The sequence below is a fragment of the Flagellimonas sp. genome (genome assembly GCF_965601775.1).
In the GTDB taxonomy this organism is placed as follows: Bacteria; Bacteroidota; Bacteroidia; order Flavobacteriales; family Flavobacteriaceae; genus Flagellimonas.
Genome location: NZ_OZ271837.1, coordinates 2,126,877 through 2,153,336, shown reverse-complemented (window position 1 = coordinate 2,153,336; position 26,460 = coordinate 2,126,877). Strand labels below are relative to the sequence as shown.

General features: G+C 40.8%; 23 protein-coding genes and 1 other RNA gene. 10 read left to right on the top strand and 14 right to left on the bottom strand.

All coding sequences use genetic code 11. The annotated features are described in order from the left end of the window. Window positions 1–51: 51 nt before the first annotated feature. From ACSLUF_RS09825 to ACSLUF_RS09815, 3 genes are read right to left on the bottom strand one after another with little or no spacing between them, the layout of a single operon-like run. The gene (locus ACSLUF_RS09825) at window positions 52–1,641 is read right to left on the bottom strand and encodes a choice-of-anchor Q domain-containing protein (RefSeq protein WP_435622608.1); all 1,590 of its coding nucleotides are present in this window, start codon (window positions 1,639–1,641) and stop codon (window positions 52–54) included. After that, complete coding sequence (locus ACSLUF_RS09820; protein WP_435622607.1) at window positions 1,583–1,972, bottom strand: acyl-CoA thioesterase; 390 nt, start codon at window positions 1,970–1,972, stop codon at window positions 1,583–1,585. Before ACSLUF_RS09820 ends, ACSLUF_RS09825 begins: the two co-directional genes overlap by 59 nt. Further along, the gene (locus tag ACSLUF_RS09815) at window positions 1,973–3,022 is read right to left on the bottom strand and encodes a glutaminyl-peptide cyclotransferase (protein ID WP_435622606.1); all 1,050 of its coding nucleotides are present in this window, start codon (window positions 3,020–3,022) and stop codon (window positions 1,973–1,975) included. Between the two features lie 94 nt (window positions 3,023–3,116). Here ACSLUF_RS09815 and ffs point away from each other — a divergent pair. The 4 genes from ffs (at window position 3,117) to fsa (ending at window position 5,281) form a co-directional block, all read left to right on the top strand. Then, an RNA gene (gene ffs, locus ACSLUF_RS09810) (signal recognition particle sRNA small type) lies at window positions 3,117–3,215 on the top strand. 55 nt (window positions 3,216–3,270) lie between these two features. After that, complete coding sequence (locus ACSLUF_RS09805; RefSeq protein ID WP_435622605.1) at window positions 3,271–4,080, top strand: SDR family oxidoreductase; 810 nt, start codon at window positions 3,271–3,273, stop codon at window positions 4,078–4,080. 31 nt (window positions 4,081–4,111) lie between these two features. After that, on the top strand, window positions 4,112–4,531 hold the full coding sequence (locus ACSLUF_RS09800) for a hypothetical protein (RefSeq protein WP_435622604.1): 420 nt from the start codon (window positions 4,112–4,114) through the stop codon (window positions 4,529–4,531). 93 nt (window positions 4,532–4,624) lie between these two features. Further along, window positions 4,625–5,281, top strand: a complete 657-nt coding sequence (fsa, locus tag ACSLUF_RS09795; RefSeq protein WP_435622603.1) for a fructose-6-phosphate aldolase — start codon at window positions 4,625–4,627, stop codon at window positions 5,279–5,281. A gap of 55 nt (window positions 5,282–5,336) precedes the next feature. Here the strand turns inward: fsa and ACSLUF_RS09790 are convergent, their stop codons facing one another. Beyond that, on the bottom strand, window positions 5,337–6,719 hold the full coding sequence (locus ACSLUF_RS09790; RefSeq protein WP_435622602.1) for a TlpA family protein disulfide reductase: 1,383 nt from the start codon (window positions 6,717–6,719) through the stop codon (window positions 5,337–5,339). A gap of 167 nt (window positions 6,720–6,886) precedes the next feature. Here ACSLUF_RS09790 and ACSLUF_RS09785 point away from each other — a divergent pair, with 167 nt between their 5' ends. Then, window positions 6,887–8,518, top strand: coding sequence for an ABC-F family ATP-binding cassette domain-containing protein (locus ACSLUF_RS09785; RefSeq protein ID WP_435622601.1), 1,632 nt, complete (start codon window positions 6,887–6,889; stop codon window positions 8,516–8,518). Between the two features lie 2 nt (window positions 8,519–8,520). Here ACSLUF_RS09785 and ACSLUF_RS09780 read toward each other — a convergent pair whose 3' ends face one another. Then, window positions 8,521–9,240 (bottom strand): hypothetical protein, encoded by a 720-nt coding sequence (locus tag ACSLUF_RS09780; RefSeq protein WP_435622600.1) that lies wholly within the window; start codon window positions 9,238–9,240, stop codon window positions 8,521–8,523. A 220-nt stretch (window positions 9,241–9,460) separates the two neighbouring features. Between ACSLUF_RS09780 and ACSLUF_RS09775 the strand changes: the two genes are divergently transcribed. Then, a complete protein-coding gene (locus tag ACSLUF_RS09775; RefSeq protein ID WP_435622599.1) occupies window positions 9,461–9,970 on the top strand; it encodes a fasciclin domain-containing protein in 510 nt (169 codons plus the stop codon). A 1-nt stretch (window position 9,971) separates the two neighbouring features. Here ACSLUF_RS09775 and pheT read toward each other — a convergent pair whose 3' ends face one another. Then, window positions 9,972–12,395: a phenylalanine--tRNA ligase subunit beta gene (gene pheT, locus ACSLUF_RS09770; protein WP_435622598.1), complete on the bottom strand. Its 2,424-nt coding sequence runs from the start codon at window positions 12,393–12,395 to the stop codon at window positions 9,972–9,974. Window positions 12,396–12,523: 128 nt separating this feature from the next. On the opposite strand from pheT, the gene ACSLUF_RS09765 reads away from it, so the two are divergent. Further along, window positions 12,524–13,765 carry a peroxiredoxin family protein gene (locus ACSLUF_RS09765; RefSeq protein WP_435622597.1) on the top strand — a complete coding sequence of 414 codons (1,242 nt, stop codon included), beginning with the start codon at window positions 12,524–12,526 and terminating at the stop codon, window positions 13,763–13,765. On the opposite strand, the gene leuB is transcribed toward ACSLUF_RS09765, so the two are convergent. Both leuB and ACSLUF_RS09755 read right to left on the bottom strand, forming a co-directional pair. Continuing rightward, a complete protein-coding gene (gene leuB / locus ACSLUF_RS09760) occupies window positions 13,758–14,876 on the bottom strand; it encodes a 3-isopropylmalate dehydrogenase (RefSeq protein ID WP_435622596.1) in 1,119 nt (372 codons plus the stop codon). The two genes, ACSLUF_RS09765 and leuB, sit on opposite strands and share 8 nt — an antisense overlap. A 52-nt stretch (window positions 14,877–14,928) precedes the next feature. Then, window positions 14,929–16,101, bottom strand: coding sequence for a 2-isopropylmalate synthase (locus ACSLUF_RS09755; RefSeq protein WP_435622595.1), 1,173 nt, complete (start codon window positions 16,099–16,101; stop codon window positions 14,929–14,931). A gap of 146 nt (window positions 16,102–16,247) precedes the next feature. Between ACSLUF_RS09755 and ACSLUF_RS09750 the strand changes: the two genes are divergently transcribed. Then, window positions 16,248–17,792, top strand: coding sequence for a hypothetical protein (locus tag ACSLUF_RS09750; RefSeq protein WP_435622594.1), 1,545 nt, complete (start codon window positions 16,248–16,250; stop codon window positions 17,790–17,792). Here the strand turns inward: ACSLUF_RS09750 and ACSLUF_RS09745 are convergent. The 3 genes from ACSLUF_RS09745 to panB form a co-directional block, all read right to left on the bottom strand. After that, a complete protein-coding gene (locus ACSLUF_RS09745) occupies window positions 17,789–18,517 on the bottom strand; it encodes an RluA family pseudouridine synthase (protein WP_435622593.1) in 729 nt (242 codons plus the stop codon). The two genes, ACSLUF_RS09750 and ACSLUF_RS09745, sit on opposite strands and share 4 nt — an antisense overlap. Further along, complete coding sequence (locus ACSLUF_RS09740; protein ID WP_435622592.1) at window positions 18,514–18,831, bottom strand: four helix bundle protein; 318 nt, start codon at window positions 18,829–18,831, stop codon at window positions 18,514–18,516. Before ACSLUF_RS09740 ends, ACSLUF_RS09745 begins: the two co-directional genes overlap by 4 nt. A gap of 123 nt (window positions 18,832–18,954) precedes the next feature. Next, entirely contained in the window at window positions 18,955–19,773 is an 819-nt protein-coding gene (panB, locus tag ACSLUF_RS09735; protein WP_435622591.1) for a 3-methyl-2-oxobutanoate hydroxymethyltransferase, read from the bottom strand. A 70-nt stretch (window positions 19,774–19,843) separates the two neighbouring features. Between panB and ACSLUF_RS09730 the strand changes: the two genes are divergently transcribed. Beyond that, window positions 19,844–20,308, top strand: coding sequence for a nuclear transport factor 2 family protein (locus tag ACSLUF_RS09730; protein ID WP_435622590.1), 465 nt, complete (start codon window positions 19,844–19,846; stop codon window positions 20,306–20,308). A 27-nt stretch (window positions 20,309–20,335) separates the two neighbouring features. Here ACSLUF_RS09730 and ACSLUF_RS09725 read toward each other — a convergent pair whose 3' ends face one another. The 3 genes from ACSLUF_RS09725 to ACSLUF_RS09715 all read right to left on the bottom strand — a co-directional run bounded on the left by ACSLUF_RS09725 (window position 20,336) and on the right by ACSLUF_RS09715 (window position 24,335). After that, window positions 20,336–20,992, bottom strand: a complete 657-nt coding sequence (locus ACSLUF_RS09725; RefSeq protein ID WP_435622589.1) for an SCO family protein — start codon at window positions 20,990–20,992, stop codon at window positions 20,336–20,338. 10 nt (window positions 20,993–21,002) lie between these two features. Beyond that, window positions 21,003–22,733, bottom strand: a complete 1,731-nt coding sequence (locus tag ACSLUF_RS09720; protein WP_435622588.1) for a hypothetical protein — start codon at window positions 22,731–22,733, stop codon at window positions 21,003–21,005. 180 nt (window positions 22,734–22,913) lie between these two features. After that, on the bottom strand, window positions 22,914–24,335 hold the full coding sequence (locus ACSLUF_RS09715; RefSeq protein ID WP_435622587.1) for an L-serine ammonia-lyase: 1,422 nt from the start codon (window positions 24,333–24,335) through the stop codon (window positions 22,914–22,916). A 162-nt stretch (window positions 24,336–24,497) separates the two neighbouring features. Here ACSLUF_RS09715 and dnaK point away from each other — a divergent pair, with 162 nt between their 5' ends. After that, a complete protein-coding gene (dnaK, locus tag ACSLUF_RS09710) occupies window positions 24,498–26,417 on the top strand; it encodes a molecular chaperone DnaK (protein WP_435622586.1) in 1,920 nt (639 codons plus the stop codon). The last annotated feature ends 43 nt before the right edge of the window (window positions 26,418–26,460 follow it).

Genomic DNA, 26,460 nt, shown 5'->3' with positions numbered 1-26,460 from the left:
CCCCAAAAACCATGATTTTTCTGTAAAATTTCGGAGATTTCCTTCAATAAATCAATTCTCGGGCGCGAATTCGTATGCTCCGAGGTCGGGATTTGCATCCCTTGGATTGCCCAAAATATCGTTGGCGAATAAAGGAAGTGTGCTAGGGTCACCCGCATCAATGGCATCGGATTGAACCCCAAGTAAAAATGAATCTTGAAATGGAGATTGGAAATCCATATCTCCATTGATGATGGTATTCAGATAGAAGGTTTCGTTATCAAAATCATATAAAGGGTTGCCTGAAAAATTCCCACCAGTATCATTAAATTGAATGGCGGTATGTACAAACCTGAAATTGAAGGCAAAATTGTTGTTCTGAATCAAGGAAAGCTCTAAACGGGATGAACCGTCTACTATGGAGTTTGTAAACTCCGCTCGTTGTAGGTCGGCATCTTCATTGTCGAGTGCTAAAGCTACCCCACCTCTTGGCCCATTGCCCCAGTAATTGGCAATTGTGGAGTGCACAAATTGGTAGTCACCTCCATTTCCTAATCGTACCGACGTAGCACCTGCTCCGCCAAATACCGAGTTGGAGGCAGAAATTCTTGCGCCGGCACTCCATAAATTAAAATCCAAACTATTGGTGATTTGGGTATTGATGAGTGTAACGGTAGCCGCAGGGTTATTAATATCCCCTTCAACAATAAGTCCAGCCGTAGCATTTTTTACGGTCAGATTTTGCAGGTTATTGTTCACGCTACCAGAGCGAATCCAAAGAGCGCCCCATTGCCCCGGTACATCGGCAAATGTGGGTTCCAATCGGTCTCCTTCAAAAATCACTTGGTTCTCCAAAAGTTCTGGGTCCATGCTCAACCCTCCTGTGATTTGCAAGGAGCTACCGGAATTGATGACCATTCCGGAATTACGATGAAAATGTACCCTTGCACCGGCGGCAACGTTCAACACCTCACCATTGTCCACAGCTGCATAGCCGTAGATAACATAGGGCTTTTCATTGGTAAAGTTGAGTTCAGCGGGTTCTAGAACAAATCCTTCTACGACAATTTCATTTCCATTTTCATCCAGTCCTATTGGGATGGTTTCACGAGTGCCATCAGCATTGGTTGCTGGGTATAGAAACACGGCATCCTTTACTAAAGTAACCAAGTCCACATGCTGTTGAGCACTTCCTTCGCCGAAAAGAATGCGGTCTGTGTTCAAGAATTCAGTTTCCCCGGTGGGTGTGACATCAAAAGTAGTTTCCACGAAGATGAAAAGGCTATCCCTCGCCAATAAAGGAACATTTTGGAATTCCTTGCCAGCAACACCATCCACGTTCAAACGATAACTACTGCTGGGGCCATTCTCCAAACCTACAAATGGGATAGAGATATCCTGGTTTAGTCTATTGTATACTTTTAAGGTATAGGTGGCGCTCCCAATGTTGGTAAAAACGGTATCCAGAAAAACCGTGTCTTTGGAAAAGGTAAGATTGCCCGAGTTGGTCTCAAACTCAAAATCCTCTCGACAAGAACTCCAGAAGACCGTTGCAGATAGCAAGAGAATACAAAGTATATATGTTAGGAACTTTTGGGCCACATTATTGGAATAGGGTCGCAATATGCTCAGGTACTCGTTTTGGACGGAAGGTGGATGCATCCAACAGACACCAATCCGTACTAGCTTTAACTAAAAGGGTGTTGGCTTTATTGTCCCAAACCTCCACAATCCGAGTGGAAATCGGGCCCTTGTTTTGAGCAATATGGGTTCGTAGGACAATTTCATCATGCAAAACAGCCGATTTGAAATAGTTGACCTCATGCTTGCGTACCACCCAAATGAGTTCATTTCGAATTTCTGGTGTGGTCACTTTCTCCCAATGTTCTTTGGAGATTTGTTGGACCCAATCAATGTACCGAATGTTGTTGACGTGATTTAGCTCATCCAAATCATCAGACTGCACAATAAGGGTTTTTTCATAGACCTGCATCTATTGCTTTTTCCTGATGGAAACTTCGAAAAGTTTATCCCAATTTTTTCCTGTAACAAAAAAAGTGCCCCGCTCTTTGTGATAGGCTACACCATTGAGCACGGAGTTTACATCGTCCCATTCTGGCCCCCGCACTATTTGGGATTTAAGTCCACCAAAATTGACAACCCCTTCAATGGCTCCAGAGGTGGCATCAATAATCATCATACTTTCCTTTTGATACACGTTGGCATAGATTTTCCCATCCACATATTCCAATTCGTTGGCCTTATTAAAAATGGATTTGTTGGTCACCGTTTCTATGTACCCCAGTTCCTGAAGGCTGGAGGGGTCTAAATGCCAAATACGTTCCGTACCATCACTTTTATAGATTTGTTGCCCATCGTTACACAGGCCCCAACCTTCACGGCTTTCCCCATAGCTGAAGTTTTTTATTTTCTCCAAGGTGTTGGGGTTGTACACATACCCTAGACCACTTTGCCAAGTTAGTTGATACAATTGATTGTTTAGCAGGGTAATACCTTCTCCAAAAACGGATTTGTCCAAATCGATTTTCTGTAAAACTTTACCCGTCTTATAATCCACTTTTCTTACTGTTGAAGAACCTTTCTGTCCCGTACTTTCATACAAGGTATCTTGGCTAAATTCAAGTCCCTGGGTGTAGGCTGAAGGGTCATGCGGATAGGTGTTCAGAATTTCATAGGTGTAAATATCCGGAGCAGTAGCGGAAAGGAGTTGTATTTTCTTCGATACCTCAATGGTTTCACCATCCTCATAGTTGATATTGGCTTTTAGCAGTTTATTGCCCAATTTTTCAGAACTCAAGGTGATTTTTCCATTGGCAAGGCTTAGTTCCTTATTGTCCAGCAAATAGGTGATGTTATTGATTTCCTTCTTTTTCTTATTGCTGATGGCAACCCCGATTAGCCCTCCATTCTGTACTTTTTTTTGATTTCCCTCCAATTGAATTTCGAAAAAAGTGGTCGGGTCACCTTTTCCACCGCAGGCCATAAAAAAAAGAACAAATGCAGCGCTTAGTAGTTTCGTCATGGTTTTCAATACTTCTTGCATTATATGTGATTCTCCATCGAAATTAAGGAGGAAAACGGATTGCGACAAATTTAAAAGGTCGTATATTTGCATTTGGCAAGTCCTACACGACCAGCTCCTGCAAAATCCCCCAGGGTGGGAACGCAGCAAGGGTATGCGGTCGTAGCGGTGCGATGTAGGTAGCTTGCCTTTTTTTGTTCCCTAAATTTACCTAACTATGCACTGTTCCCCTTCAAAATTCGTGTTTCATGGATAGCAAAGTTGTGTTGATCACTGGAGGTTCTTCGGGTATTGGAAAGGCCATAGGTACTTTTTTGGCCGAAAAGGGATATCAAGTTTACGGTACTGCCCGTTCTGTGCAACAATATCCTGAATTCAAAGCTTTTAAATTGATTGACTTGGATGTGCGCGAGGATGCTAGTGCCCAACGCGCTGTGGAGGTGGTGTTGGAAAAGGAGGGAAGACTGGACATTCTTATCAATAATGCTGGTGTGGGCATTACAGGCCCTGCTGAAGAAACCCCACAGGATGCCATTAATAATGTATTTAATATCAACTTTTACGGACCAGTGCGGATGATGAAGGCCGTGCTTCCGCAGATGCGAAAGCAGAATTCAGGGCTTATCATCAATATTACTTCAATAGCTGGTTTTATGGGATTGCCCTACCGCGGATTCTACTCCGCCTCAAAAGGGGCATTAGGCATACTTACGGAAAGCATCCGTATGGAAACCAAAGGTTTTGGTATAAAGATTACCAACGTAGCTCCTGGTGATTTTGCAACGAACATTGCCGCAGGCAGATACCATGCTCCATTGTTGGAAGATTCTCCTTATAAAGAAGCCTACTCCAGTGCGTTAAGTTCCATGGATGAGCATGTGGATTCCGGGGGAGACCCTATGGATGTGGCTCGAAAAATATTCCGCATCATTCAGCAAAACCAACCGAAGGTACATAACCCGGTAGGTGCTTTTTTGCAAAAGTTTTCCCTAAGCTTAAAAAGAATATTACCCGATAAACTTTACGAAAGACTGTTGCTCAACCATTACAAGCTGTAAGTGATGGCATGTTTTTTGATACTTGAAAAACATGGTAAAAAGTATACGATTATTCAGGATTGGCATTGCGGTTTCGTTTGCGTTTCTTTTCTACGGTTGCGACGAGATTTTGGAATGTGTTTTTAACATCGAACCACAAATCAATGAAAGAAGATTGCTTGTTGGTGTTGTTGGAGAGCGCTATCAGGATAGAATTACTGCTCAGATAAACAATGAGGTCAATGATAATGACTACGACTATTTCTTCGATGTTTTTGGTGACCTCCCTCCGGGAATTTTTGTTGATTTCAATAGGAGGTCCGTAGAGATTTTCGGAATCCCGGAAGAAGCGGGGAACTATCGATTTCAGATTGAACTCTTTGTAGAGCGTTTCGATATCAATGGCTTTGATGGTAGTCCTACTTGTTCAGAATCCACAACTCGAGAATTTACGCTTCAGGTTTTAGAATAAGGATACGTTTATTTTACATCAATTTAGATGCTTACCCCTCTTATTGTTGTACATTAGCAATGAATTGGATTAGAATTTAAATAGAAAAAACGTATGAAATTTTTTATTGATACGGCCAACCTGGACCAAATTAGAGAAGCACAACAACTCGGAGTTTTGGACGGGGTAACCACCAACCCTTCGCTTATGGCCAAGGAAGGGATTACGGGAAAAGAAAATATACTGAAACATTACGTAGACATCTGTTCCATTGTGGATGGGGATGTTTCTGCGGAAGTGGTCTCTACAGATTTTGATGGAATGGTGAAGGAAGGGGAGGAGCTTGCCGCACTACATGAGCAGATTGTAGTTAAGGTACCCATGATTAAGGACGGGGTAAAGGCTTTGAAATACTTTTCGGATAAGGGAATTAAAACCAATTGTACGTTGGTGTTTTCTCCTGGACAAGCCTTGTTGGCTGCAAAAGCAGGAGCTACGTATGTTTCTCCATTTATTGGAAGATTGGATGATATTTCCACAGATGGATTGAACCTAATCGGGGAGATTCGTATGATATATGACAACTACGGTTTTGAAACCCAAATTTTGGCTGCCTCCGTTCGTCATACTATGCATGTCATAGATTGCGCCAAATTAGGTTCGGATGTAATGACTGGACCCTTATCGGCTATAGAAGGCTTATTGAAACATCCTTTAACTGATATTGGCCTTGAAAAATTCTTGGCAGATTATAAGAAAGGAAATTCCTAGATAAACAAACTATTTTTTGAGTAATTGACCCTGAATTTTATTCAGGGTTTTTTATTTAAAAGGAGTAGTAAAGATTGGCAAAGGCATCGACAATAAGTGTGTCTTTTGCTATGACACATTTATTGAGTCCGTCCACGATCATTGCGGTTTGTACCTGTTCAAAATCGTCCCCTCGGAATTGCTTGCTTTTGTCCAAGCTGAATTCCTCAAGTGTCTGTTGCCATTGTTGCGGGGAGGTTCTCAGGCTTATGCCTACAAAATTATGGTCTGGATGTTTTTCCTCTAATTTGGCCACACGTTTCATTACCTGTTTAAAGTGCCTCTTTTGTGTGGTGGTCCAAAAATAAAAGACCGTTTTTTTGTTTTTACTGATTTCCTTTAAATGCACTTTTTCGTTATTCGCATTCCAGACCTCCAAATTTGGAAGACTCTCATTAGGTTGTAGACTTTGAATGCCCTGATACAAATATGCAATTTCTTCCTTATGCTCTTCGTTGGTGGAGAGCTTCTTGAACTTTTCTATGAAAATTTTGCATTCATCATTGGTATTGTGCTCCTTTAACAAATAGTCCATAGCTACATTACGGAAAAGATTATTTCGTATTTGTGGCTCTTGAACCAAGCTATCCACCAAGTAAAGGATATGCTTATTAAAATGAAGATGGCTTTCTACAAAATCCCCATCCGTTATGCAATCTTTCATGCAAGACACATAAGCAAGATTTCCGAAGTGGTGCTTCATAAAATCAAAATAGGGTCTAAAGTAGGTAAGGGTATGGTCATTCAGATTTAGACTTTTTCGATAACCATAAAAAGAATCATTTAGGGTAAGTATAAGCTCTTCCCCTGTTTTTTTCTTGTGATAGAAAGGATATTTTTCTTTGTAGAGATAGCTACTGTAGTCGATGGACGCCTTCGCCATAGAATACACTTGTTCTGATAAATCATTTTCTTTTATCAGGTCTTCTAAGTGTAGGATTTTTTGAGCTCTTAACGAATCAATTTTATGACTAAATTCTTCAGGGGGTAATTTGTAGAAACTGTATACCATCATTTCCTCATCTTCATGGGCCAAGAACATTTCTACAAGAAAGTTGTTGATTTCAGAACCTTGACCAGAAAAAACCAAGGACTCATCAAATTCGATGGTATTCAATCGAATGAGCATGCTATCCCCTTCCTGCAGGTACACATACTGTAATTCTGGACTGTGGTCAAAGTGGTAGAGTCCTTCTTCTATTCCCTGAAGATTAAAGGAAAATTGGTCTTCGTCATTGAGCTTTGCAGAATCAATAACTATATCATCCTTGTACAGGACAACAAATTCACTGGTGGGATTGACAATCTCTCCGCTAAGAATTACGGAAGGACACTCTTTAGCTCCATCGGAGCAGGCTATTACCGATAATATAGTGAGGCCGAGTAAAAGTCTAGTCATACAAAAATCTCCATCATTTTCGACCTACAAATTTAAACATACCTGACGACCGCCTTGTTAATGGCTAGTTAAATGTTGTAAAACCCTGCTTTTGTGATTTTTAAATATCACATTTTCTATTGCAAATACGTATTGCTTTTATCTATTTTTGCCAAAAATTTTAAGCGATGTTATCAGTATCCAATTTATCGGTCCAATTTGGAAAGCGCGTATTGTTTGATGAGGTAAATGTGGCCTTTACGGAAGGCAATTGTTATGGGATTATTGGAGCCAATGGCGCGGGTAAGTCGACCTTTCTTAAAGTACTATCAGGAAAGATAGACCCAACCTCAGGTCATGTTCATTTGGAGCCTGGTAAAAGGATGTCCATTTTGGAACAGAACCACAATGCCCATGACGGGCATCAAGTTTTGGAAACGGTAGTCATGGGGAATAAACCCCTGTTCGATATCAAAACCCAAATAGATGCCTTGTACGCTGACTATACCGATGAAAATGCAGAAAAGATAGGGGAACTGCAAGTACAGTTCGAAGAGATGAATGGGTGGAATGCGGATAGCGATGCAGCGGCGCTTTTGTCCAATTTGGGAATTCCAGAGGAATTGCACTATACCCAGATGGGAGATATGGATTCCAAAATGAAGGTTCGTGTGCTATTGGCCCAAGCTTTATTTGGAAACCCAGATGTATTGATTATGGATGAGCCTACCAACGATTTGGATTATGAGACCATTCAATGGTTGGAGAATTTTTTGGCCAACTACGATAATACAGTAATTGTGGTATCTCACGATAGGCACTTTTTGGATGCAGTATGCACTAGCATTGCGGATATAGACTTTGGAAAGATTAATGTGTATTCTGGAAACTACACCTTTTGGTATCAAAGTAGTCAGCTAGCGGCCAGACAAAGGGCCCAACAAAATAAAAAGGCGGAAGAGAAAGCCAAAGAGCTTCAAGAATTCATTCAACGATTTAGTGCGAACGTGGCCAAGAGTAAGCAGGCCACTTCCAGAAAGAAGATGTTGGATAAGCTTAAGATTGACGAAATTAAGCCATCCAGCAGAAGATATCCAGCAATCATTTTTGAACGTGAGCGAGAGGCTGGTGACCAAATCTTGAATGTAGAGAAATTATCCGCTACTTCGGATGATGGCGACATTTTGTTCCAGGGTGTCAATATCAACTTGGCTAAGGGTGATAAAGTAGCTATCATTTCCAAAGACTCTAGGGCTACCTCTGCGTTTTACAATATTGTTTCGGGGAAAACCAAAGCAGATAGTGGAACGTATCAGTGGGGAGTAACCACCACTCAATCCTATTTGCCGGCGGATAATTCTGAATATTTTGAAGAAGACATCAATTTGGTGGATTGGTTGAGACAATGGACCAAGACAGAAGAAGAAAGGGAAGAGGTCTACGTCCGAGGCTTTTTGGGTAAGATGCTTTTTAGTGGTGAGGAAGCGTTGAAGAAAAGTACCGTTTTATCTGGAGGGGAGAAAGTAAGATGTATGCTAAGCCGCATGATGCTTTTGCGTGCCAATGTTCTGATGCTGGATGAGCCTACCAATCACTTGGATTTGGAAAGTATTACAGCATTCAATAACTCCCTTAAAAATTTCAAAGGAACAGTGCTCTTAACAACCCATGACCACGAATTCGTGCAAACGGTTGCCAATAGAATCATTGAGATTACCCCCAAAGGTGCTATTGACCGTTACCTAAGCTTTGATGAGTATATGTCCGACAAAAACATCAAAGCCCAGCGTGAAAAAATGTATGAAATGGCGGCAGTCTAGAATTAGGCGTTAAAATACTTGCTGTTCCAAATAGCGGGATTAAAGTTTTTGCCCATTGCAAATCCGTAAAAGATTACTACAGAGGCAATACACTTGAACATAAAAAAGTAAATAATCCAAAATTCAGTAACGGAATCATTCTTGGAAAAAAGTCCATTGGGAACCAAAAGGGTCGCAAAGTAACTTATCACCAAGGTAAAAAGAGTCAAATTCACAATACTTTTAAAAGGCCATACTAGCGCTTTTCTGAATGGGTTTAGGTCGTTGCCCCATTTGTGGATTAAATAGAAATATCCATTGCCGATAGGGGCAAACAAAAGCGGGTCATCCTTATCTTCCAATTTGAAAAGCTTAGAGGGAGCCATGATTTTAAAACCTCTGATATCAATACCATGTTCGGCTTCCAATGTCTTTATTTTGTCAAAAGCTGTTTGGGGTATTTGACCCTTGAAATATTTGGAATCCAAGAACCTTAATCGATAGTCGATACAAATCTCCTTGATTTGTTCAATGTGATAGATGCGACCGGTTTCCAATAAGTCAAAAACAAATTCATTGCTTTCGGCTCCTTTACGACTGTTAAGCTCTTTACTTATTTTTTCTTCTGGAAGTACTGTGGAATCCAAAATGTGGCGTACTTCTTCCAAAATACGCTGTTCCGATTGTTCCTTGTTCTTAAGCTGGGAAAGAACTCGCTCAATGTTGGTGTTCTGAAATATCATTTTATTCTTCTTAGCAATTACTCAAAGTTAACCATTGGGAGGTGTCAAGGTCAAGGGCGATTTCAAATTAAAATGTTAACATTTTGTTAAAATGATAGTAATGTTTGCAATTTCAAAGGTGTGTTGGAAAAAAAATGTATCTTACCGATGATTTATGCATTTAGTCGTATAATTCAAATAAATAGTTGTAACCCCAATCGCCCCAAAGCACACTTTTTAAATGAAAACCCCAAAGATTGCCTACTTGTTATTGCTTACGCTTTTTTCTTTTACTGCAGCTGCCCAAAAGTCTACGATAATTCATTCTTCTGAGAATCATACTATGTTGATGGCAGCAGTTAAAGCCACCAATATCGATGATATTCTAGAAAAATCCGGACCTTTTACCGTTTTTGCACCTTCCAATGCAGCTTTTCAGCGTTTTTCTTCGGATAAGTTGGAGGAACTTATGAATGATAGTGACAAGAGCAAATTAAAGTCTCTATTGGGCTATCATATTGTAGCGGGAAAATTAACTGCTTCCAGAATTTTGAAAGCTATGTGCCGCGGTAATGGAAAAGCCTCTTTCACCACAATACAAGGTAAAAAATTACAAGCTCATATGGATGGGTATGATATTGTACTCACCGACCCGCTTGGTAACACCGCCCGCATAGTTCAGGCTGATGTAAGTCAGCAAAATGGTGTTGTGCATGAAATTGATAGTGTGATTGCTCCAACCCAAATGTAGCTTAACGCAAAGCAGCCCCAAGTTTGGTCTCGTAGTTGGCCTGCAACTTCTTCATAATCTTATCTATCTGCTTATCTGTAAGGGTTTTGTTCGTGTCTTGCAATGTAAAGCTAACCGCATAGGACTTTTTTCCCTTTCCAAGACCTTTGCCCACGTATACATCGAATAGATTAACATCTTTAAGCAGTTTTTTCTCTGTTAGCCAAGCAATATCATACACTTGCTGGAAGCTAGTGCCTTCATCCAATAACAGGGCAAAATCCCGGGTAACTTCTGGAAACTTTGGGATATCTCGATAAGCTATTTCTTCTTCCTTCAAAAGCTCCAAAATAGTAGCCCAATTGAAATCAGCAAATAAAACATCTGATTTCACATCCATCCTCTTCGTCACCGTCTTATTCACAAGACCATAGCTACATAAGGACTTTCCATTGATGCTACAAGTAAGACCTTCAGAAAAAATCGTGTTTTCTTCCAAAGGTTTTACGTTAACTTCATCAAGACCCAATCTACTCAATATGGAATCGACCATACCTTTTAAAAAGAAGAAATCAGATGATTTGCTATCCACAGACCAATTTTCTTGGGAGCGATTACCTGTTAGGAACAAAGCCAAGTGCGGAATTTCTTGATAGGAATCACCAACCTTGTGATAAGTAGTTCCAAATTCAAAAAGTTTGAGACGATTTTGTTGTCGATTGAGATTATGGGCAATAGTCTCCAATCCCGAAGGGAGCATGGATGTTCTCATTACGGAAAGATCCATACTCAACGGATTTACCATATCAACAGGTTTGCCGATAGCGGACAAATGCTCCAAACTTTCCTTGGAAACCAGACTGTTGGTCATTATTTCATAGAACCCTTGGGAAGCCAACATATTTCCAATAACATCTTGAATGGTATGACTTTCCAATTTGGAAGTAACCGCAATCGAAGCGTTCAGCTTTTGTTTAAAGTCAATGTTATTATAGCCATAGACCCTTAAGATTTCCTCAATAACATCCACTTCCCGCTCCACATCCACACGATAAAAAGGAATGGTAAGGCCCAATCCGGATTCCGTTACATTATTCACCTTGATTTCCAGGGAGGATAAAATGGATTTAATGGTATCCCTCGGGATTTCCTGCCCAATAAGCGAATTGATTTTGTCAAAGGTCAAAAATACTTGTCTTTCTTTGGGTTTTTTGGGATAAAGGTCGACCACATCGGAGCTAATCTCTCCTCCGGCGATTTCCCTTATCAATATAGCAGCTCTTTTTAAAGCGTATTCGGTCAACTCAATATCAATTCCTCGTTCAAAGCGGAAACTGGCGTCCGTATTTAGTCCGTGACGTTTAGCTGTTTTTCGAATGGATATGGGGTCAAAATAGGCGCTTTCCAGGAAAATGGAGGTGGTATCTTCAGTAACTCCGGAGTGGATACCGCCAAAAACACCTGCGATACACATGGGCTTTTCGTTGTCGCAAATCATTAAATCTTCCTCATGCAGCTCGCGCTCTACGCCATCAAGGGTCACAAATTTAGTGCCCATTGGCAGACGTTTAACCTTAATTTTTCCGCCTTTGACTTTTATAGCATCAAAAGCATGAAGCGGTTGACCCAATTCATGCAACACATAGTTCGTGGCATCTACCACATTGTTTATTGGAGAAAGCCCTATGGCATTCAATCGGTTTTTCAACCAATCCGGAGATTCCTGAACAATGAGATTATTGATAGTTACCCCGCAATATCTTGGTGCTAAATCATTGTCCTCAACCTCTACGTCTATCCTTAAAGAACGATTATCGATGGAAAAATTACTGGTGGAAGGAGTGAGGAGTCCTTTGCTAATTTCTTTTTGCTCAAGTCCTGCTTTTAGGTCACGAGCCACCCCGAAATGACTCATGGCATCTGCACGGTTTGGGGTAAGTCCGATTTCAAAGACCTGGTCATGTTCTACCTCAAAAACCTCACTACAAGGGGTTCCTGGCGTAAGCGAATCACTAAGAACCATAATTCCGTCGTGACTGCTTCCTAAGCCTAATTCATCCTCGGCACAAATCATACCGTGGCTTTCTTCACCACGAATCTTCCCTTTTTTAATTTGCCATGCTTCACCCTCTGGGGTATACAGGGTGGTTCCAATAGTGGCTACTGGGACTTTCTGACCTGCGTCTACATTTGGGGCACCACATACAATCTGAACAGGGTCATCTAAACCAATATCCACTGAAGTAACTTTCAAACGGTCAGCATTTGGATGTTGAATACAACTGAGTACTTCTCCTACAACCACACCATTTAGCCCTCCCTTTATGGACTCAAAATCTGAAATGCCCTCAACTTCCAGACCTAGGTCTGTTAAAAGCTCTCCGGTTTTTTCTGCAGTCCAATCAATGCTCAAAAATTGCTTTAACCAGTTGTAAGAAATCTTCATACCCCAAATTTAAAGTGGACAAAGATAAAACAATAGGTAAAGACATTCAATGTAAATAATTATGCCGCAGGCACCTGTAATGTAAGTTTTCTGAAGTATTTTCGATACTTAAGGAAATTCCAGTTATTATGAAGAGAGTTGTTCTTACTTTATGGGTCATAATGTTTCTAGTTTTCTCCTGTAAAAAAGAGGAAAAAAGGGTGACATTGACCGAAGGCGATTGGTGGGCCATGATGGAGGTGGACGAAAATGTAGAACTGCCCTTCAACTTTACGTTATTCAAGCAAGATGAAGACCAATATAAGTTGGAGATGTACAATGCAGACGAGGTGGTTGTTGTGGACGAAATTTCCCTTTCCCAGGATAGTATTTATATTCAAATGCCTGTTTTTGAGGGATACATTGCCGGTGTTTTTACCGAAAATGAGATAACAGGCAGTTTTATAAAGGAAAGCTTGGAAAGGGTAGTGCCATTTGAGGCATTTTACGGAAAAAGGGAAAGGTTTTCCATTGAAGAGGAACCTGTTGAAAACATTTCGGGGGTTTGGGAAACCTATTTTGAACCAGAAACCCCAGATGAGTATGCCGCCAAAGGATTGTTTGTACAGCAGGGGAGTAAAATAGAAGGGACATTCAGAACCACTACTGGAGATTACAGGTATTTAGAGGGAGTGGTAGATGGGGATTCTCTAAAATTATCAACATTTGACGGGGCCCATGTATTTTTATTCACAGCTAAAATCGATAAGGATTCCTTGGAAGGTGTGTTCTATTCCGGTAATCACTCCAAGGAGAAATTTGTCGCCAAGCGAAATGAAGCTTTTGAGCTCCCTGATGCCAATAGTCTTACGTATTTAAAGGAAGGGTATGACACTTTTGATTTTTCTTTTCCCGATGGTCAAGGGTCGAAGGTAAGTTTGAAGGATGCCCATTTTGAAAACAAGCCTGTTGTGGTTCAAATTATGGGCTCATGGTGTCCCAATTGCTTGGATGAAACTAAATTCTATGTGAACTATTTAAACCAAAACCCTGATTTGGAAATTGAGTTTGTGGGATTGGCCTTTGAATATGCCAAGACTGAAGAAAGTGCTTGGAGAAGTATCAATCGACTAAAAGATAGAATAGGCATACCGTATCCCATTTTGTTGGCCCAATACGGTACTTCCAACAAACAATTGGCCAACGAAAAATTACCCATGCTGAATCATGTACTATCTTATCCCACAACGATTTTTATAGATAGGGAAGGGGAGGTTAAAAAAATTCATACTGGGTTTAATGGACCGGCTACGGGAACGAAGTACGAGGAGTATATTCAGGAGTTTGAGAAGACGATTAAGGAGTTAACCCAGGAGGTATCTGCTATATAATGGTAGATTTCCCCAAATCAATGTTTTCATCGTTCATAATAAAGGAATCATCACTGTCCACAATATTGTCTGCGATAAAATCGCCAACCTGATGGGTCCCATAGGGACTTTTTTCGTTCAAATCCTTGGTTACCACACCTTTTTTTAGTGCCTTATCCACAGCCTCTCTTACCGCCATGGCCTCTTCAAAAAGATTGTGATGTTCCAAAAGCATGGCTGCTGACAATATGGAAGCAATGGGATTGGCAATATCCATTCCCTTGGCTTGCGGAAATGACCCATGGATAGGCTCAAATAGCGCATTTTCCTCACCCACGGAAGCTGATGCTAAAAGACCAATAGAACCACCGATTACACTCGCTTCATCCGAAAGGATATCACCGAACATATTTTCAGTTAGAATAACATCAAATTGCTTAGGATTCAAAATCAATTGCATGGCCGCATTATCCACAAACAAAAAGTCCAGTTTTACTTCAGGGTAGCTTTCGCCTATTTTGGAGACTACTTTTCTCCAAAGTCTTGAAGATTCGAGTACGTTGGCTTTATCAACCAAAGTTAATTTGCCATCCCTATTTTTGGCAGCTTTAAAGGCTAGATGCGCAATTCTGCTTATTTCCTCTTCAGAGTATTCACAAAGGTCTGAGGAAACTGTTCCCTTTTCATTCGTTTTCTTCTCTCCAAAGTATATACCTCCGGTTAATTCCCTGTAAATGATGAAATCTGTGTTTTCAATTATTTCCTTCTTCAACGGAGATTTGTCCAACAAAGAAGAAAATGCCTTTACCGGTCTAATGTTGGCAAATAGTCCCAACGCCTTTCTAAGTTCCAAGAGACCTTGTTCCGGACGTATTTTGGCTTCGGGGTTATTATCATATTTTGGGTCACCAATAGCTCCGAATAAAATAGCATCGGATTTCTGACAAAGTGTTAGGGTCTGCTCTGGAAGGGGAGTTCCATGACGTTCTATAGCAAATGCACCTACAGCAGCTTCTCTATAAATAAATTGATGATTAAAAGTTTCTTCCACGGCTTGCAGACATTTAACTGCTTGGGACAAAACTTCAGGTCCGATTCCATCTCCCGGCAATAGGGCAATGTTTAACTTCATATTCGAGTACTATTTTCGGTTAAGTGGGTCGGTTAAATCTGGGAGAACAGGTTTATGCAATATCTGCGATACGAATATCGCTGGTTTCAATAATCTTATGTATGTCCTCATCAAAAATCTCTTTTTGTCTATCAGCGAACTTCAAAAAGTTATCGTACACCACATCCAACTGCAACTTGGTCAATTCGTACCCTACGTTTTTAGCTCTATAGGCCAATGCAGCCCTTCCGCTTCGAGCTGTCAAAACGATGGATGACTGACTAACCCCAACATCTTTAGGGTCGATGATTTCATAAGTTTCCCGTTGCTTGATAACCCCATCTTGGTGAATTCCTGAACTATGTGCAAAAGCATTGGAACCCACAATGGCCTTGTTCGGTTGAACGGGCATTCCCATTTTTTGGGAGACCATCTGACTCGTATCATATAACAGTTGACTGTTGATATCGGTATCCAAATCTAAATAAGGGTGTTGACGGAGAATCATGACCACTTCTTCCAAAGAAGTGTTTCCAGCTCTCTCACCAATACCATTTATGGTACACTCGATTTGTCTAGCTCCATTGATTACTCCCGAGATAGAATTGGCCGTTGCTAATCCCAAGTCGTTGTGACAATGACAAGAGAGGATGGCCTTATCAATTCCTTTTACATTTTCTTTGAGGTACTTCATTTTAGCACCATACTCCTCAGGAAGACAATAGCCCGTAGTATCCGGAATGTTTAGTACCGTAGCTCCGGCTTTGATAACCGCCTCACAAACTTGGGCTAAATAGTCATTATCTGTTCTACCGGCGTCTTCGGCATAAAATTCGACATCTTCAACAAAGGATTTGGCATAAGAAACCGCCTCAACAGCACGTTCGATTATTTTTTCCCTCGTTGAATTGAATTTGAATTTAATATGCGAATCCGAAGTTCCAATCCCTGTATGGATTCTAGGTCTTTTTGCAATTTTTATTGCATCAGCCGCTACTTCAATATCTTTCTTGACCGCCCTAGTAAGGCCACATACCGTGGCGTTCTTTACAAGCTTGGCAATCTCGTGCACGGACTGAAAGTCTCCAGGACTTGATATTGGAAAACCTGCTTCTATAATATCAACCCCTAGTTCGTCTAAGCGTTCGGCGATAACAAGCTTTTGTTTGGTGTCAAGTTTACAACCTGGGACTTGCTCACCATCCCGCAATGTCGTGTCAAAAATTTGTACCTTATCTTTAGCCATTCGTATAGTCGGTTTTTAACTCGTATTACGAAGATATAGTAGGAGTTTGCTGGTAAAGAAATGCATAGAATACCATTACAACGTTAAATTGCTTTTTAAATAAATTAAAGTTCTGATAATCAGAATATTAAATTCATCTTTTTACGATGACAAATGCCCATAGGGATACACTTTTCGTACTTATAAAGTCTTTGTCCAAATCGGAAAAAAGACAATTCAAGCTGTATGTGGGTAGATTGGGAGTGAATGCGGATGCTAAGTTTTTGGCACTTTTCAATCTATTGGATAGAATGCGCATGTACAACGAAAAACAGATTTTAGAGAGTGGAATCGTAAAAAAGGCCCAGCTTTCAAACTTAAAAGCACATCTATACAAACAGATTTTGGTTAGCCTACGTTTGAACCCTGTGAATCAGAATATACGGGTGCAGATTCGGGAACAACTGGATTTTGCAACCATTCTGTACCAAAAAGGGCTTTATAAGCAAAGTTTAAAGATTTTGGACAAGGCCAAAAACTTCGCTATCGAGAATGAAGAGAAGAATGTGGCCTATGAAATTGTAGAGCTTGAAAAAATCATCGAAACACAGTACATCACGAGAAGTATTCCGGATAGGGCAGATGAATTAGCGGTTCAGGCGAAAGAATTGTCAGAGCAGAATGTAATGACCAGCAAGTTGTCCAATCTGTCCCTACAACTATACGGAATGATGTTGAAAGTGGGCTACGTTCGAAATGACGAAGACCTAAGAAGTGTAAAGGACTATTTTGACTCGCATTTACCATCCTATCGACTCGAAGATTTGGGGTTTCGAGAGAAGCTATGGCTCTATAAGGCGTACCTTTGGTATAGCCTGTTGACCCAGGATTTCTTGTCTGCCTATCGATATGCCAGCAAATGGGTGGATTTGTTTTACGAAAATGAGGATATGATATCCTTAAATCCTGTTTTCTTTCTCAAAGGAAATCATTACCTGCTGGAAGCCTTGTTTTTTGTGAAGTATAGCACCCAATTTAAGGATACTTTAGAACGGCTGGAAGCACAGGTGAATCATCCCAAATTCCCTCAAAATGACAACATCGCCTCCCTTTCTTTTTTATATATCAACTCCAACAAATTGAATCTTCATTTTCTTGAGGGGACATTTAGTAGAGGGTTATACTTGGTGAATATTATCGAATACGGAATCAAAAAACATAGAGCCCGCATTGATGAACACCATGTCATGCTGTTGTACTACAAAATAGCCTGTTTGTATTTTGGAAATTCAGACCATAAGAACTGTATTCTCTACTTGAAGCGGATAATCTCGAACAAAAACCTAAAAATGCGGGAAGACCTTATGTGTTTTGCCCGTGTATTGAGTTTGGTTGCACATTATGAGGCAGGCATGGATTATCATTTGGAGGTACAATTAAAAAGTACGTACAAGTTTCTTTTGAAAATGAACGACTTGCAGGCCGTTCAACGGGAGATGATAAAATTTCTTCGAAATCTTGGTGATATTTACCCCAGCGAGTTACAGAATGAGTTTCAAAAGCTTTACAATGAGTTGAAGAAGTATGAAAATCATCCTTATGAAAAACGAGCTTTCTTGTATCTCGATATTTTATCATGGTTGGAAAGTCACTTGGAAAACCGGCCTGTAGGTGAAATCATTCGGGAGAAAGCTTTGGTAGCTTCACGCTAGGACACGAGTTTCCATAGAGAATCCTTAGGTGGTACCGCGATAAACTTGAGCGGTTCCTTTTTTACGGGATGTTCAAACTCCAAACTCCTGGCATGTAGGTGAATACTCCCGTTTGGGTTACTTCTTTCCGCACCGTATTTTAAATCCCCTTTGATATGGCAATCAATGGCTGCCAATTGAGCGCGTATCTGATGTTGTCTTCCCGTTTTTAAATCGATTTCCAAAAGAGAATAGTTATCCAACGTTTGCAATACGTTGTAGCCAAGAATGGCTTTTTTAGAATGGGCAACTTCCTTCGTATTGGCATAAGATTTATTCTGTTTTGGATTTCGAACAAGCCAATGGGTCAAGGTATCGGATGTTTTCTTTGGAACACCTTTTACCATGGCCCAATAGGTTTTTTTCGTTTTTCCTTGGGAAAATAAGGCATTCAATCTGGGAAGCGCTTTGGAAGTTTTAGCAAAAACCACAATACCGGATGTAGGCCTATCTAGGCGATGGACCACTCCCAAAAAAACATTTCCAGGCTTATCATATTTAATTTTAAGATATTCCTTGACCACTTCACTAAGTGGGACATCTCCAGTTTTATCACCTTGGACGATATCACCAGGTCTTTTGTTGACAACTATGAGATGATTGTCTTCAAAGAGCACTTGTAGGTTGGATGGGTTGGACCATTGGATTTTTGGTCTGTTAGATTTCTGGAAGCTTGAACCTGTCACTTCAATGTTGATTTGAGTTTTGATGTCATTTTGATAATGGCACTTAATTTTTCTTCCAATGGAATCAACTCTTCGTCATCCAAAAAACCTAGATCATTGGAAATTGTCAGCTGTGTTTCCAGTTCATACAGAGAACCAATAGCTATTTCCAGGAACCTAGAAAAATCCTTGTTGGATTTTCTCGAACACCCTTCCGCAATATTTGAAGGAACAGAGACCGAAGCTCTTCTCAATTGACTTGTTATCCCGAATTTTTCGGTTTCCGGGAAGGAAGAAGTAATCTTGTAAATGTCAGAACAAAAAATTCTACTCATTTTCCAGATTTCTAAATCTTTAAATCTATGCATATGGTTAAATTGATTGATTTGGGAAAACCAACGGTTTTATGGATACTTCAGTAAATATGAAAGTAATCCAAAAGCTAAGAATCCAAAAATCTAATATTGCTCATTTTCATTAGGGAAATCCTTACTTTTCACATCGGCGACATATTCCGATATTGCCGAGCTCATATCTTCATACAGGTTCATATATCTGCGTAAAAAACGTGGATTGAATTCATGGGTCATACCCAAAAGGTCATGAACAACAAGCACCTGTCCATCAACACCATTTCCTGCCCCAATTCCAATGATAGGAATCGATACGCTTTCCGCAACCTCTTTAGCCAAAGCTGCAGGAATCTTTTCCAGAACTATACCAAAACAGCCTAATTCCTCTAACATTTTAGCGTCTTCTTTCAGTTTTTCAGCTTCTCTTTCTTCTTTGGCACGAACAGTATAGGTGCCAAATTTGTAGATGGATTGCGGAGTAAGACCTAAATGTCCTATGACAGGAATTCCTGCTTCAAGAATGCGAGTAACGGATTGTTTAATTTCAGAGCCTCCTTCGACTTTTACGGCATGCGCACCACTTTCTTTCATGATACGAATTGCCGAACGCAAAGCCTCTTTGGAATCACTTTGATAGCTCCCGAAAGGAATGTCAACGATAACCAAAGCTCGTTTTGCGGCCCTAACCACCGAACTGGCATGATATATCATTTGGTCTAAGGTGATAGGAAGCGTAGTCTCATGTCCTGCAATGACATTACTGGCGGAGTCTCCAACCAAAATCACATCAACTTGGGCTGCATCCACAATTTTGGCCATGGAATAATCGTACGAAGTGAGCATGGATATCTTCTCTCCATTCTGCTTCATTTCCACCAAGGATTTTACCGTAACTCTCTTATATTCTTTTTTTGCGACAGACATTCTTTTCGTTTTGTAAGCCTAAATGTAAACAGATTTGTTTAATTTGGAAGCTAATCAAAAAATGAACAAGATGAGACTTATCACTAGTATTTTATTAGGACTCTTCGCTTTTATTTCCGTGAATGCCCAAATGGACGAAAAGATGTTGGTTCAGAAGACGGTTGAAGGTTTTTTTGAAGCTTTTCACAAACAAGACTCTGTTGCCATGAAAAGTTTTATGGCAGACAATGTTGTGTTGCAAACAACGGGTAGGAATAAAGAGGGAAAAACCTTGTTTCAAACCACACCTATTGAAAAATTGTATCAGTCCATTGTCAGCATTCCAGACAGTATTCAATTTGAAGAGAAACTTACTTCTTGGTCCGTTCAAGTGGATAGAACCATGGCCAATGCCTGGGTGGGCTATGAGTTTTGGTTAAACGGAAAATTCAGCCACTGCGGCATCAACTCTTTTCAGATGGTAAATTTTGATGGTGATTGGAAAATTATCTATTTAATTGACACTCGAGGCAGGGCGGGTTGTTTGGAAGAATAATTGTGTAATCTAACCTAGTTCCTGGGTTTATTCGGATAGCTTCTTGATGTCATCAATTAATTGAAGTATGTCATCATCATCTGTCCCGTTATAAACTCCTCTAATTTGTTTCCTTTTATCGACAAGCACAAAATTTGGGGTATGGATAAAATCTTGTAAACCGCCATCCCCCTCATCAACGGCTGCAAAATAACTTTTACGTGCCAAATTGTAGATGTGCCTTTTATCGCCGGTTGTAATGTTCCATTTAGTATAGATAGCTCCTTGTCTTTCGGCGTATTCCTTTAACACAGGAACATTGTCCATTTCTGGCGTAACAGACACTGATAAAAGCATGACATCTTCATAGTCGATAAAGGTTTCTTGGAGTTTGCCCATATTGTTGGCCATAATTGGACAAATACTGGGGCAACGGGTAAAGAAGAAATCAGCAACATAGATTTTGTCTTGATAATCCATCTGTGTCACAATCTCTCCTTTTTGGTTCACTAAGTTGAAATCGTCCACAACATGGGGTACTTCTTTATTTTGGAGATGTGCGTCTACTAAATCAGGGTTAAAATCTTTGGGTCCCAGCACAGGCAGCTCCGATTTTAAACTCCGGGTTACATAAAAAGCAGCCAAAGCACTTAAGGTTATAAATACGATAAGTACTTTAAACTGCTTTTTTCGTTTAATGAACATGGTGTACTTTTTAAAGTACGGAAGTTTTGATTTCTAGGTCAGAATGCGCCCAGGCTTTATCAAACTCTTCTTTGATTCTTCTTGCTTCCTCGGTCTTTCCCTGTGCTTTTAAACTATTGTGCAACCCCATCAGGGACCATCCATTTTGACGTAGCACTTCTAAATCTTCTTTATATATTTTTTCTGCAGCTTCGTACTTTTTGGCATCCATTAAAATGGCTCCAAGGTTTTGCCTCGTTGGAATATGCCAAGCGGCAGGTTCCGTATAGGTAAGGGCATCTTCAAATTCCACAGCTTTTTTCAGGTGTTCAATTGCTTTTGGAATATCGCCATTTAAAGCAGCCAACTCCCCGGCTATAACCTCATGCGCGATATTGGCAGAGTTGATGGATGGATTGAATGGTGTGGCAACTAAATTTTCTAGCTCTGGGTCATCCCTCAGTGTTTTAATGGCATTTAATTCTTCTTGTGCTTCCTTTTTGTTGCCTTTTCTGATAAAGGCCATGCCACGAGCATAATGTCGCATAAGATTCAGATGTTTTATATCCTTATTTGGGGCAGGAATGGTCAAAATCTCATTCCATTTGCCAAACCTTGTATACGCTAACAAGGGCGTAGAAGCAAAATCTTGTAGAAAAGGCATGGATATCAACTCACCTTCTGGGACTTTTTCGGCGGTTTTCTTTGCAGCATCAATAGCAATGTCACTATTGCCCAACAAACTTGAGGACGACCAAAGAAAGTGAATATTGTGAGGGTAGTATGCTAAAGGATATAAACCTTGGGAATAACACTGTGAAATATAGTCCTCATCCGCCAAAATTGCATTCTGATTGGAGGTCACCGCATCCATATAACGGCCTACTCGAATATAAATATGGCTTGGCATATGAACCAGATGGCCAGCACCTGGCATGAGCTTGCCCAATCTGTCCGCACTTGCTACACCCAAATCAGGTTTGGGGAGTTCAACCATGTGGATATAGTAATGATGTGCACCGGGGTTATTGGGGTTGATTCTGATGGCTTCCTTAAGAGCGGCCTTTGCTTGTAAGATGTTTGGTGATGGATTTCCGTTTTCATCCCAATAGTTCCAAGGTACTGTATTCATAACCGAAGCTGCATAAAGTACCTGAACCTCTGCATCTTCCGGATAAGTTTCCAACACTTTGGCCATGGCGTTCATATAGGCAATGTTTAATTCTGCAACATCTTTAGTGAGATCCTCGCTATATCGTGCAGTTAATGCATTGATTAAGGCTTTTTCCTTATCCGTAGCATTAGCGCTTAGCTTTTTGGCCATAGCTAGAGCTTCATTTGTTTTTACCTTTCGCTCATCCGGAGGCAATGGGTCATTGATATTGGGTCCCAATGCATAGGCCTGGCCCCAAAAGGTCATCGCTGAAGATGGATCTAAACGTGAAGCCTCCATAAAAGATCTATGGGCTTCTGCATGGTTAAACGCATAGGTAAGTCTTAAACCCTGATTAAAAAATGTCTGGGCTTCCTCGTTTTTGGTAGTGATCTTGTAGCTCAAATCGCCTAAATTTTCAAATAAGGGGGCGATTTGTTGTGTGGAATCCACTACATCAAGGAGATAGGTCGTGGGAGTACATTTAATAAAACTAAATGATGCTTTTTGAAGGTTTGCAGGCGCTTCCTGGGTGTCATTTTTTGTAAAATAATGGACGGTGGCCAATAGCGCTATTGCCAATATGACCCAAGTGAATTTTGTTTTCATGATGTGCTGTTTTGTGTTCAGAAAGGGGATACACTGTATTTCTGGGGGAGGGTGGTCAATCTAAAAACCTGACTTGTTAGATTGCTAAATATCTCTTCTAAGGTAATAAAAATCAGAGGATTAGACAATAGCGTTTAATCTTACCTATTTTATGTGGAACAGTTCTTACAAGTCACTGGATTAGCAATCACTAAGGTTAACCCCAATCGCCAATCCGCCTTCAGAAGTTTCCTTGTATTTACTGTTCATATCCTTGGCGGTTTCCCACATGGTGTTCACTACTTTGTCCAACGGAACTTTGACTTCCTCAGGATTGGTTTCCAAGGCAAGTTCAGCTGCATTGATAGCCTTAATGGCTCCCATGGAATTTCTTTCAATGCATGGCACTTGTACCAATCCGCCAATGGGGTCACAGGTCAATCCCAGGTGATGTTCCATGGCAATCTCTGCGGCTACCAATACTTGTTGTGGTGTTCCGCCCAATAATTCACACAAAGCGCCTGCGGCCATAGCAGATGACACCCCAATTTCGGCCTGACAGCCACCCATTGCCGCGGAAATCGTGGCACCCTTTTTAAAAATGCTGCCGATTTCACCAGCCACCAACAAGAATTTTTTCACATGCTCAAAATCCGCTTTGTGGTTTTCTATGACCATATAATACATCAAAACAGCAGGAATTACCCCAGCACTGCCATTGGTTGGAGCCGTTACTACCCGCCCCAAAGAGGCATTCACCTCGTTAACTGCAAGTGCAAAGCAGCTAACCCACTTCAAAATCTCCCGAAATTTCACCTCAGTTTTTCGAATGACTTTCAACCATTCATGGGCGTTGGGATAGAGAAGATTTCCTTTTAACTTCTCATGCATTTCAAAGGCCCTGCGACGAACGTTTAATCCACCAGGTAAAGTTCCCTGTGTATGGCAGCCTTCAAACATGCATTGTAACATGGTGTCCCAAATACGTTGTAATCCTTTGTCAATTTCATCATCACTGCGCAGATAAAGTTCATTTTGGAGAACAATTTCAGAAATGGGTTTTTCCCAGTCCTTACAAAATTTAAGCAATTCATCCCCAGTAGTAATGGGATGTGGAAAACATAAAAAAACAGCTTCCTTATCCTTGGAACCTTGACCTTCTTTTATGACAAAACCCCCGCCAATAGAATAAAAAGTTTCCATACTGGTTGTACCATTTTTAAGCGTCGCCAAAAATTGGATGCCGTTGGCATGAAATGGTAAAAACTCCCTTTTAAAAATGATATTTTGTTCCACATCAAAAGGAATGATATGGCTTCCAGCCAGCAAAAGTTCTTTTTGTTGTGTGATGGATGAAATCAGGTTTGGAATGGTATCGGTGGGGACCATCTCAGGGTCTTTTCCCAACAGACCCATCATGACTGCTGTATCCGTGGCATGTCCTTTCCCGGTAAGTGACAGGGAGCCATATAATACCACAGTCACTTCCTCTACGGAATCAAAAAGCCCTTTCTCTCTTAATTCAGATAGCCATTGTTCAGCAGCGCGCCAAGGCCCCAAAGTATGGGAGCTGGAAGGCCCTACGCCAATCTTTAGCATATCAAAAACACTGATACTTTCCACGGTTAGGTCGTTTGCTAGTTCAAATATAACAAGCTCTTCGCTAATGTTTCCTAAACCATTTCAGCAATTTATATGACAGCTTGTCATATTCTTTCAGATGGCATAATCATTGACACTTTGCTAGCAGAATTTAATTTGATAACAGACATAACTTTAGATAAAATGAGCAAGATTATAGGAATAGATTTGGGTACTACCAACTCCTGCGTCTCCGTAATGGAAGGAAACGAGCCTGTGGTAATTCCAAACGCAGAAGGAAAGCGCACGACTCCTTCGGTGATTGCTTTTGTGGAAGGTGGTGAAATCAAGGTGGGGGACCCTGCAAAAAGACAAGCAGTAACCAACCCACACAAAACCATTTATTCCATTAAAAGATTTATGGGAAATAAGTTCTCTGAGTCCAAGAAGGAAGCAGATAGAGTTCCCTATAATGTCACCAAAGGTGATAATGACACACCTAGAGTAGATATTGATGGTCGATTATATACGCCTCAGGAGCTTTCAGCCATGATTCTTCAAAAAATGAAGAAAACTGCTGAGGACTACTTGGGTCAGGATGTATCACGAGCTGTGATTACCGTACCCGCCTACTTTAATGATTCTCAAAGACAAGCTACCAAAGAAGCTGGTGAGATTGCAGGATTGACTGTAGAAAGAATTATCAACGAACCAACTGCGGCCTCTTTGGCTTACGGATTGGACAAGAAAGATACGGACCAAAAAATAGTAGTATTTGATTTTGGTGGAGGAACGCATGATGTGTCCATCTTAGAATTGGGTGATGGTGTATTTGAAGTATTGGCAACAGATGGTGATACCCACTTGGGAGGAGATGATGTGGATCAAAAAATCATTGACTGGTTGGCTGAAGAATTTAAATCTGATGAAGGTTTGGATTTGAGAGATGATGCCATGGCGCTTCAAAGATTGCGTGAGGCTGCGGAAAAAGCAAAGATTGAGCTGTCTTCTTCTGCACAGACCGAAATCAACCTACCTTATGTGACCGCTACGGCTTCTGGACCCAAGCACTTGGTGAGAACACTTTCCCGTGCTAAGTTTGAGCAGCTGATTGATGATTTGGTAAAGCGTACCATTGCACCATGTGAGACCGCATTGAGTGCAGCTGGACTTTCGAAAAGCGATATCGATGAAATTATTTTAGTTGGTGGCTCAACGCGTATTCCTGCAGTTCAGGAAGCTGTGGAGAAGTTCTTCGGAAAAAAACCATCCAAAGGAGTAAACCCTGATGAGGTAGTTGCCATTGGTGCAGCAATCCAAGGAGGCGTACTAACTGGAGATGTTAAAGATGTATTGTTGTTGGATGTTACACCACTTTCTTTAGGTATCGAGACCATGGGAAGCGTATTTACCAAACTGATTGAAGCGAATACTACAATCCCAACAAAGAAATCGCAGGTATTCTCTACTGCAGCAGACAATCAACCTTCTGTTGAGATTCACGTATTGCAAGGAGAACGTCCTATGGCTGCTGATAACAAAACCATTGGTAGATTCCACTTAGATGGGATTCCACCTGCACCAAGAGGTACACCTCAAATCGAGGTAACCTTTGATATTGATGCAAACGGTATTATCAAAGTTTCCGCTACTGACAAAGCGACAAACAAAACTCAGGATATTCGAATTGAAGCATCTTCTGGATTGACAGAAGAGGAAATCGAAAGAATGAAAGCTGAGGCTGAAGCCAATGCGGAATCCGATAAAAAAGCGAAGGAAACTGCGGACAAGTTGAATGAAGCCGACGGAATGATTTTCCAGACCGAAAAGCAACTTAAAGAATTTGGAGATAAGCTTTCTGATGATAAGAAGAAACCTATCGAAGAGGCACTTGAAGAGTTGAAAAAGGCTTACGAAACCAAAGATTTGGTTGTAATTGAACCAGCTTTGGAGAAAATCAATGAAGCTTGGAAAACAGCTTCGGAGGAGATGTATAAAGCCCAGGCAGAAGCACAGGCCAATGGAGCAGGGGCTGATGCAGGCGCTGGACCTGAAGCCAATGCTGGAGGTTCCGCTGGTGAAGGAGATAATGTGGAGGATGTTGACTTTGAAGAAGTCAAATAAAAACCCTCTTTTTAGATATAAAAAATCCCTTGGCATGCGCCAG

Coding starts and splice junctions, on each gene's coding strand:
- ACSLUF_RS09825 (WP_435622608.1), bottom strand. CDS start 1,641: ATGCATCCACCTTCCGTCCAAAACGAGTACCTGAGCATATTGCGACCC.
- ACSLUF_RS09820 (WP_435622607.1), bottom strand. CDS start 1,972: ATGCAGGTCTATGAAAAAACCCTTATTGTGCAGTCTGATGATTTGGAT.
- ACSLUF_RS09815 (WP_435622606.1), bottom strand. CDS start 3,022: ATGACGAAACTACTAAGCGCTGCATTTGTTCTTTTTTTTATGGCCTGC.
- ACSLUF_RS09805 (WP_435622605.1), top strand. CDS start 3,271: ATGGATAGCAAAGTTGTGTTGATCACTGGAGGTTCTTCGGGTATTGGA.
- ACSLUF_RS09800 (WP_435622604.1), top strand. CDS start 4,112: ATGGTAAAAAGTATACGATTATTCAGGATTGGCATTGCGGTTTCGTTT.
- fsa (WP_435622603.1), top strand. CDS start 4,625: ATGAAATTTTTTATTGATACGGCCAACCTGGACCAAATTAGAGAAGCA.
- ACSLUF_RS09790 (WP_435622602.1), bottom strand. CDS start 6,719: ATGACTAGACTTTTACTCGGCCTCACTATATTATCGGTAATAGCCTGC.
- ACSLUF_RS09785 (WP_435622601.1), top strand. CDS start 6,887: ATGTTATCAGTATCCAATTTATCGGTCCAATTTGGAAAGCGCGTATTG.
- ACSLUF_RS09780 (WP_435622600.1), bottom strand. CDS start 9,240: ATGATATTTCAGAACACCAACATTGAGCGAGTTCTTTCCCAGCTTAAG.
- ACSLUF_RS09775 (WP_435622599.1), top strand. CDS start 9,461: ATGAAAACCCCAAAGATTGCCTACTTGTTATTGCTTACGCTTTTTTCT.
- pheT (WP_435622598.1), bottom strand. CDS start 12,395: ATGAAGATTTCTTACAACTGGTTAAAGCAATTTTTGAGCATTGATTGG.
- ACSLUF_RS09765 (WP_435622597.1), top strand. CDS start 12,524: ATGAAGAGAGTTGTTCTTACTTTATGGGTCATAATGTTTCTAGTTTTC.
- leuB (WP_435622596.1), bottom strand. CDS start 14,876: ATGAAGTTAAACATTGCCCTATTGCCGGGAGATGGAATCGGACCTGAA.
- ACSLUF_RS09755 (WP_435622595.1), bottom strand. CDS start 16,101: ATGGCTAAAGATAAGGTACAAATTTTTGACACGACATTGCGGGATGGT.
- ACSLUF_RS09750 (WP_435622594.1), top strand. CDS start 16,248: ATGACAAATGCCCATAGGGATACACTTTTCGTACTTATAAAGTCTTTG.
- ACSLUF_RS09740 (WP_435622592.1), bottom strand. CDS start 18,831: ATGAGTAGAATTTTTTGTTCTGACATTTACAAGATTACTTCTTCCTTC.
- panB (WP_435622591.1), bottom strand. CDS start 19,773: ATGTCTGTCGCAAAAAAAGAATATAAGAGAGTTACGGTAAAATCCTTG.
- ACSLUF_RS09730 (WP_435622590.1), top strand. CDS start 19,844: ATGAGACTTATCACTAGTATTTTATTAGGACTCTTCGCTTTTATTTCC.
- ACSLUF_RS09725 (WP_435622589.1), bottom strand. CDS start 20,992: ATGTTCATTAAACGAAAAAAGCAGTTTAAAGTACTTATCGTATTTATA.
- ACSLUF_RS09720 (WP_435622588.1), bottom strand. CDS start 22,733: ATGAAAACAAAATTCACTTGGGTCATATTGGCAATAGCGCTATTGGCC.
- dnaK (WP_435622586.1), top strand. CDS start 24,498: ATGAGCAAGATTATAGGAATAGATTTGGGTACTACCAACTCCTGCGTC.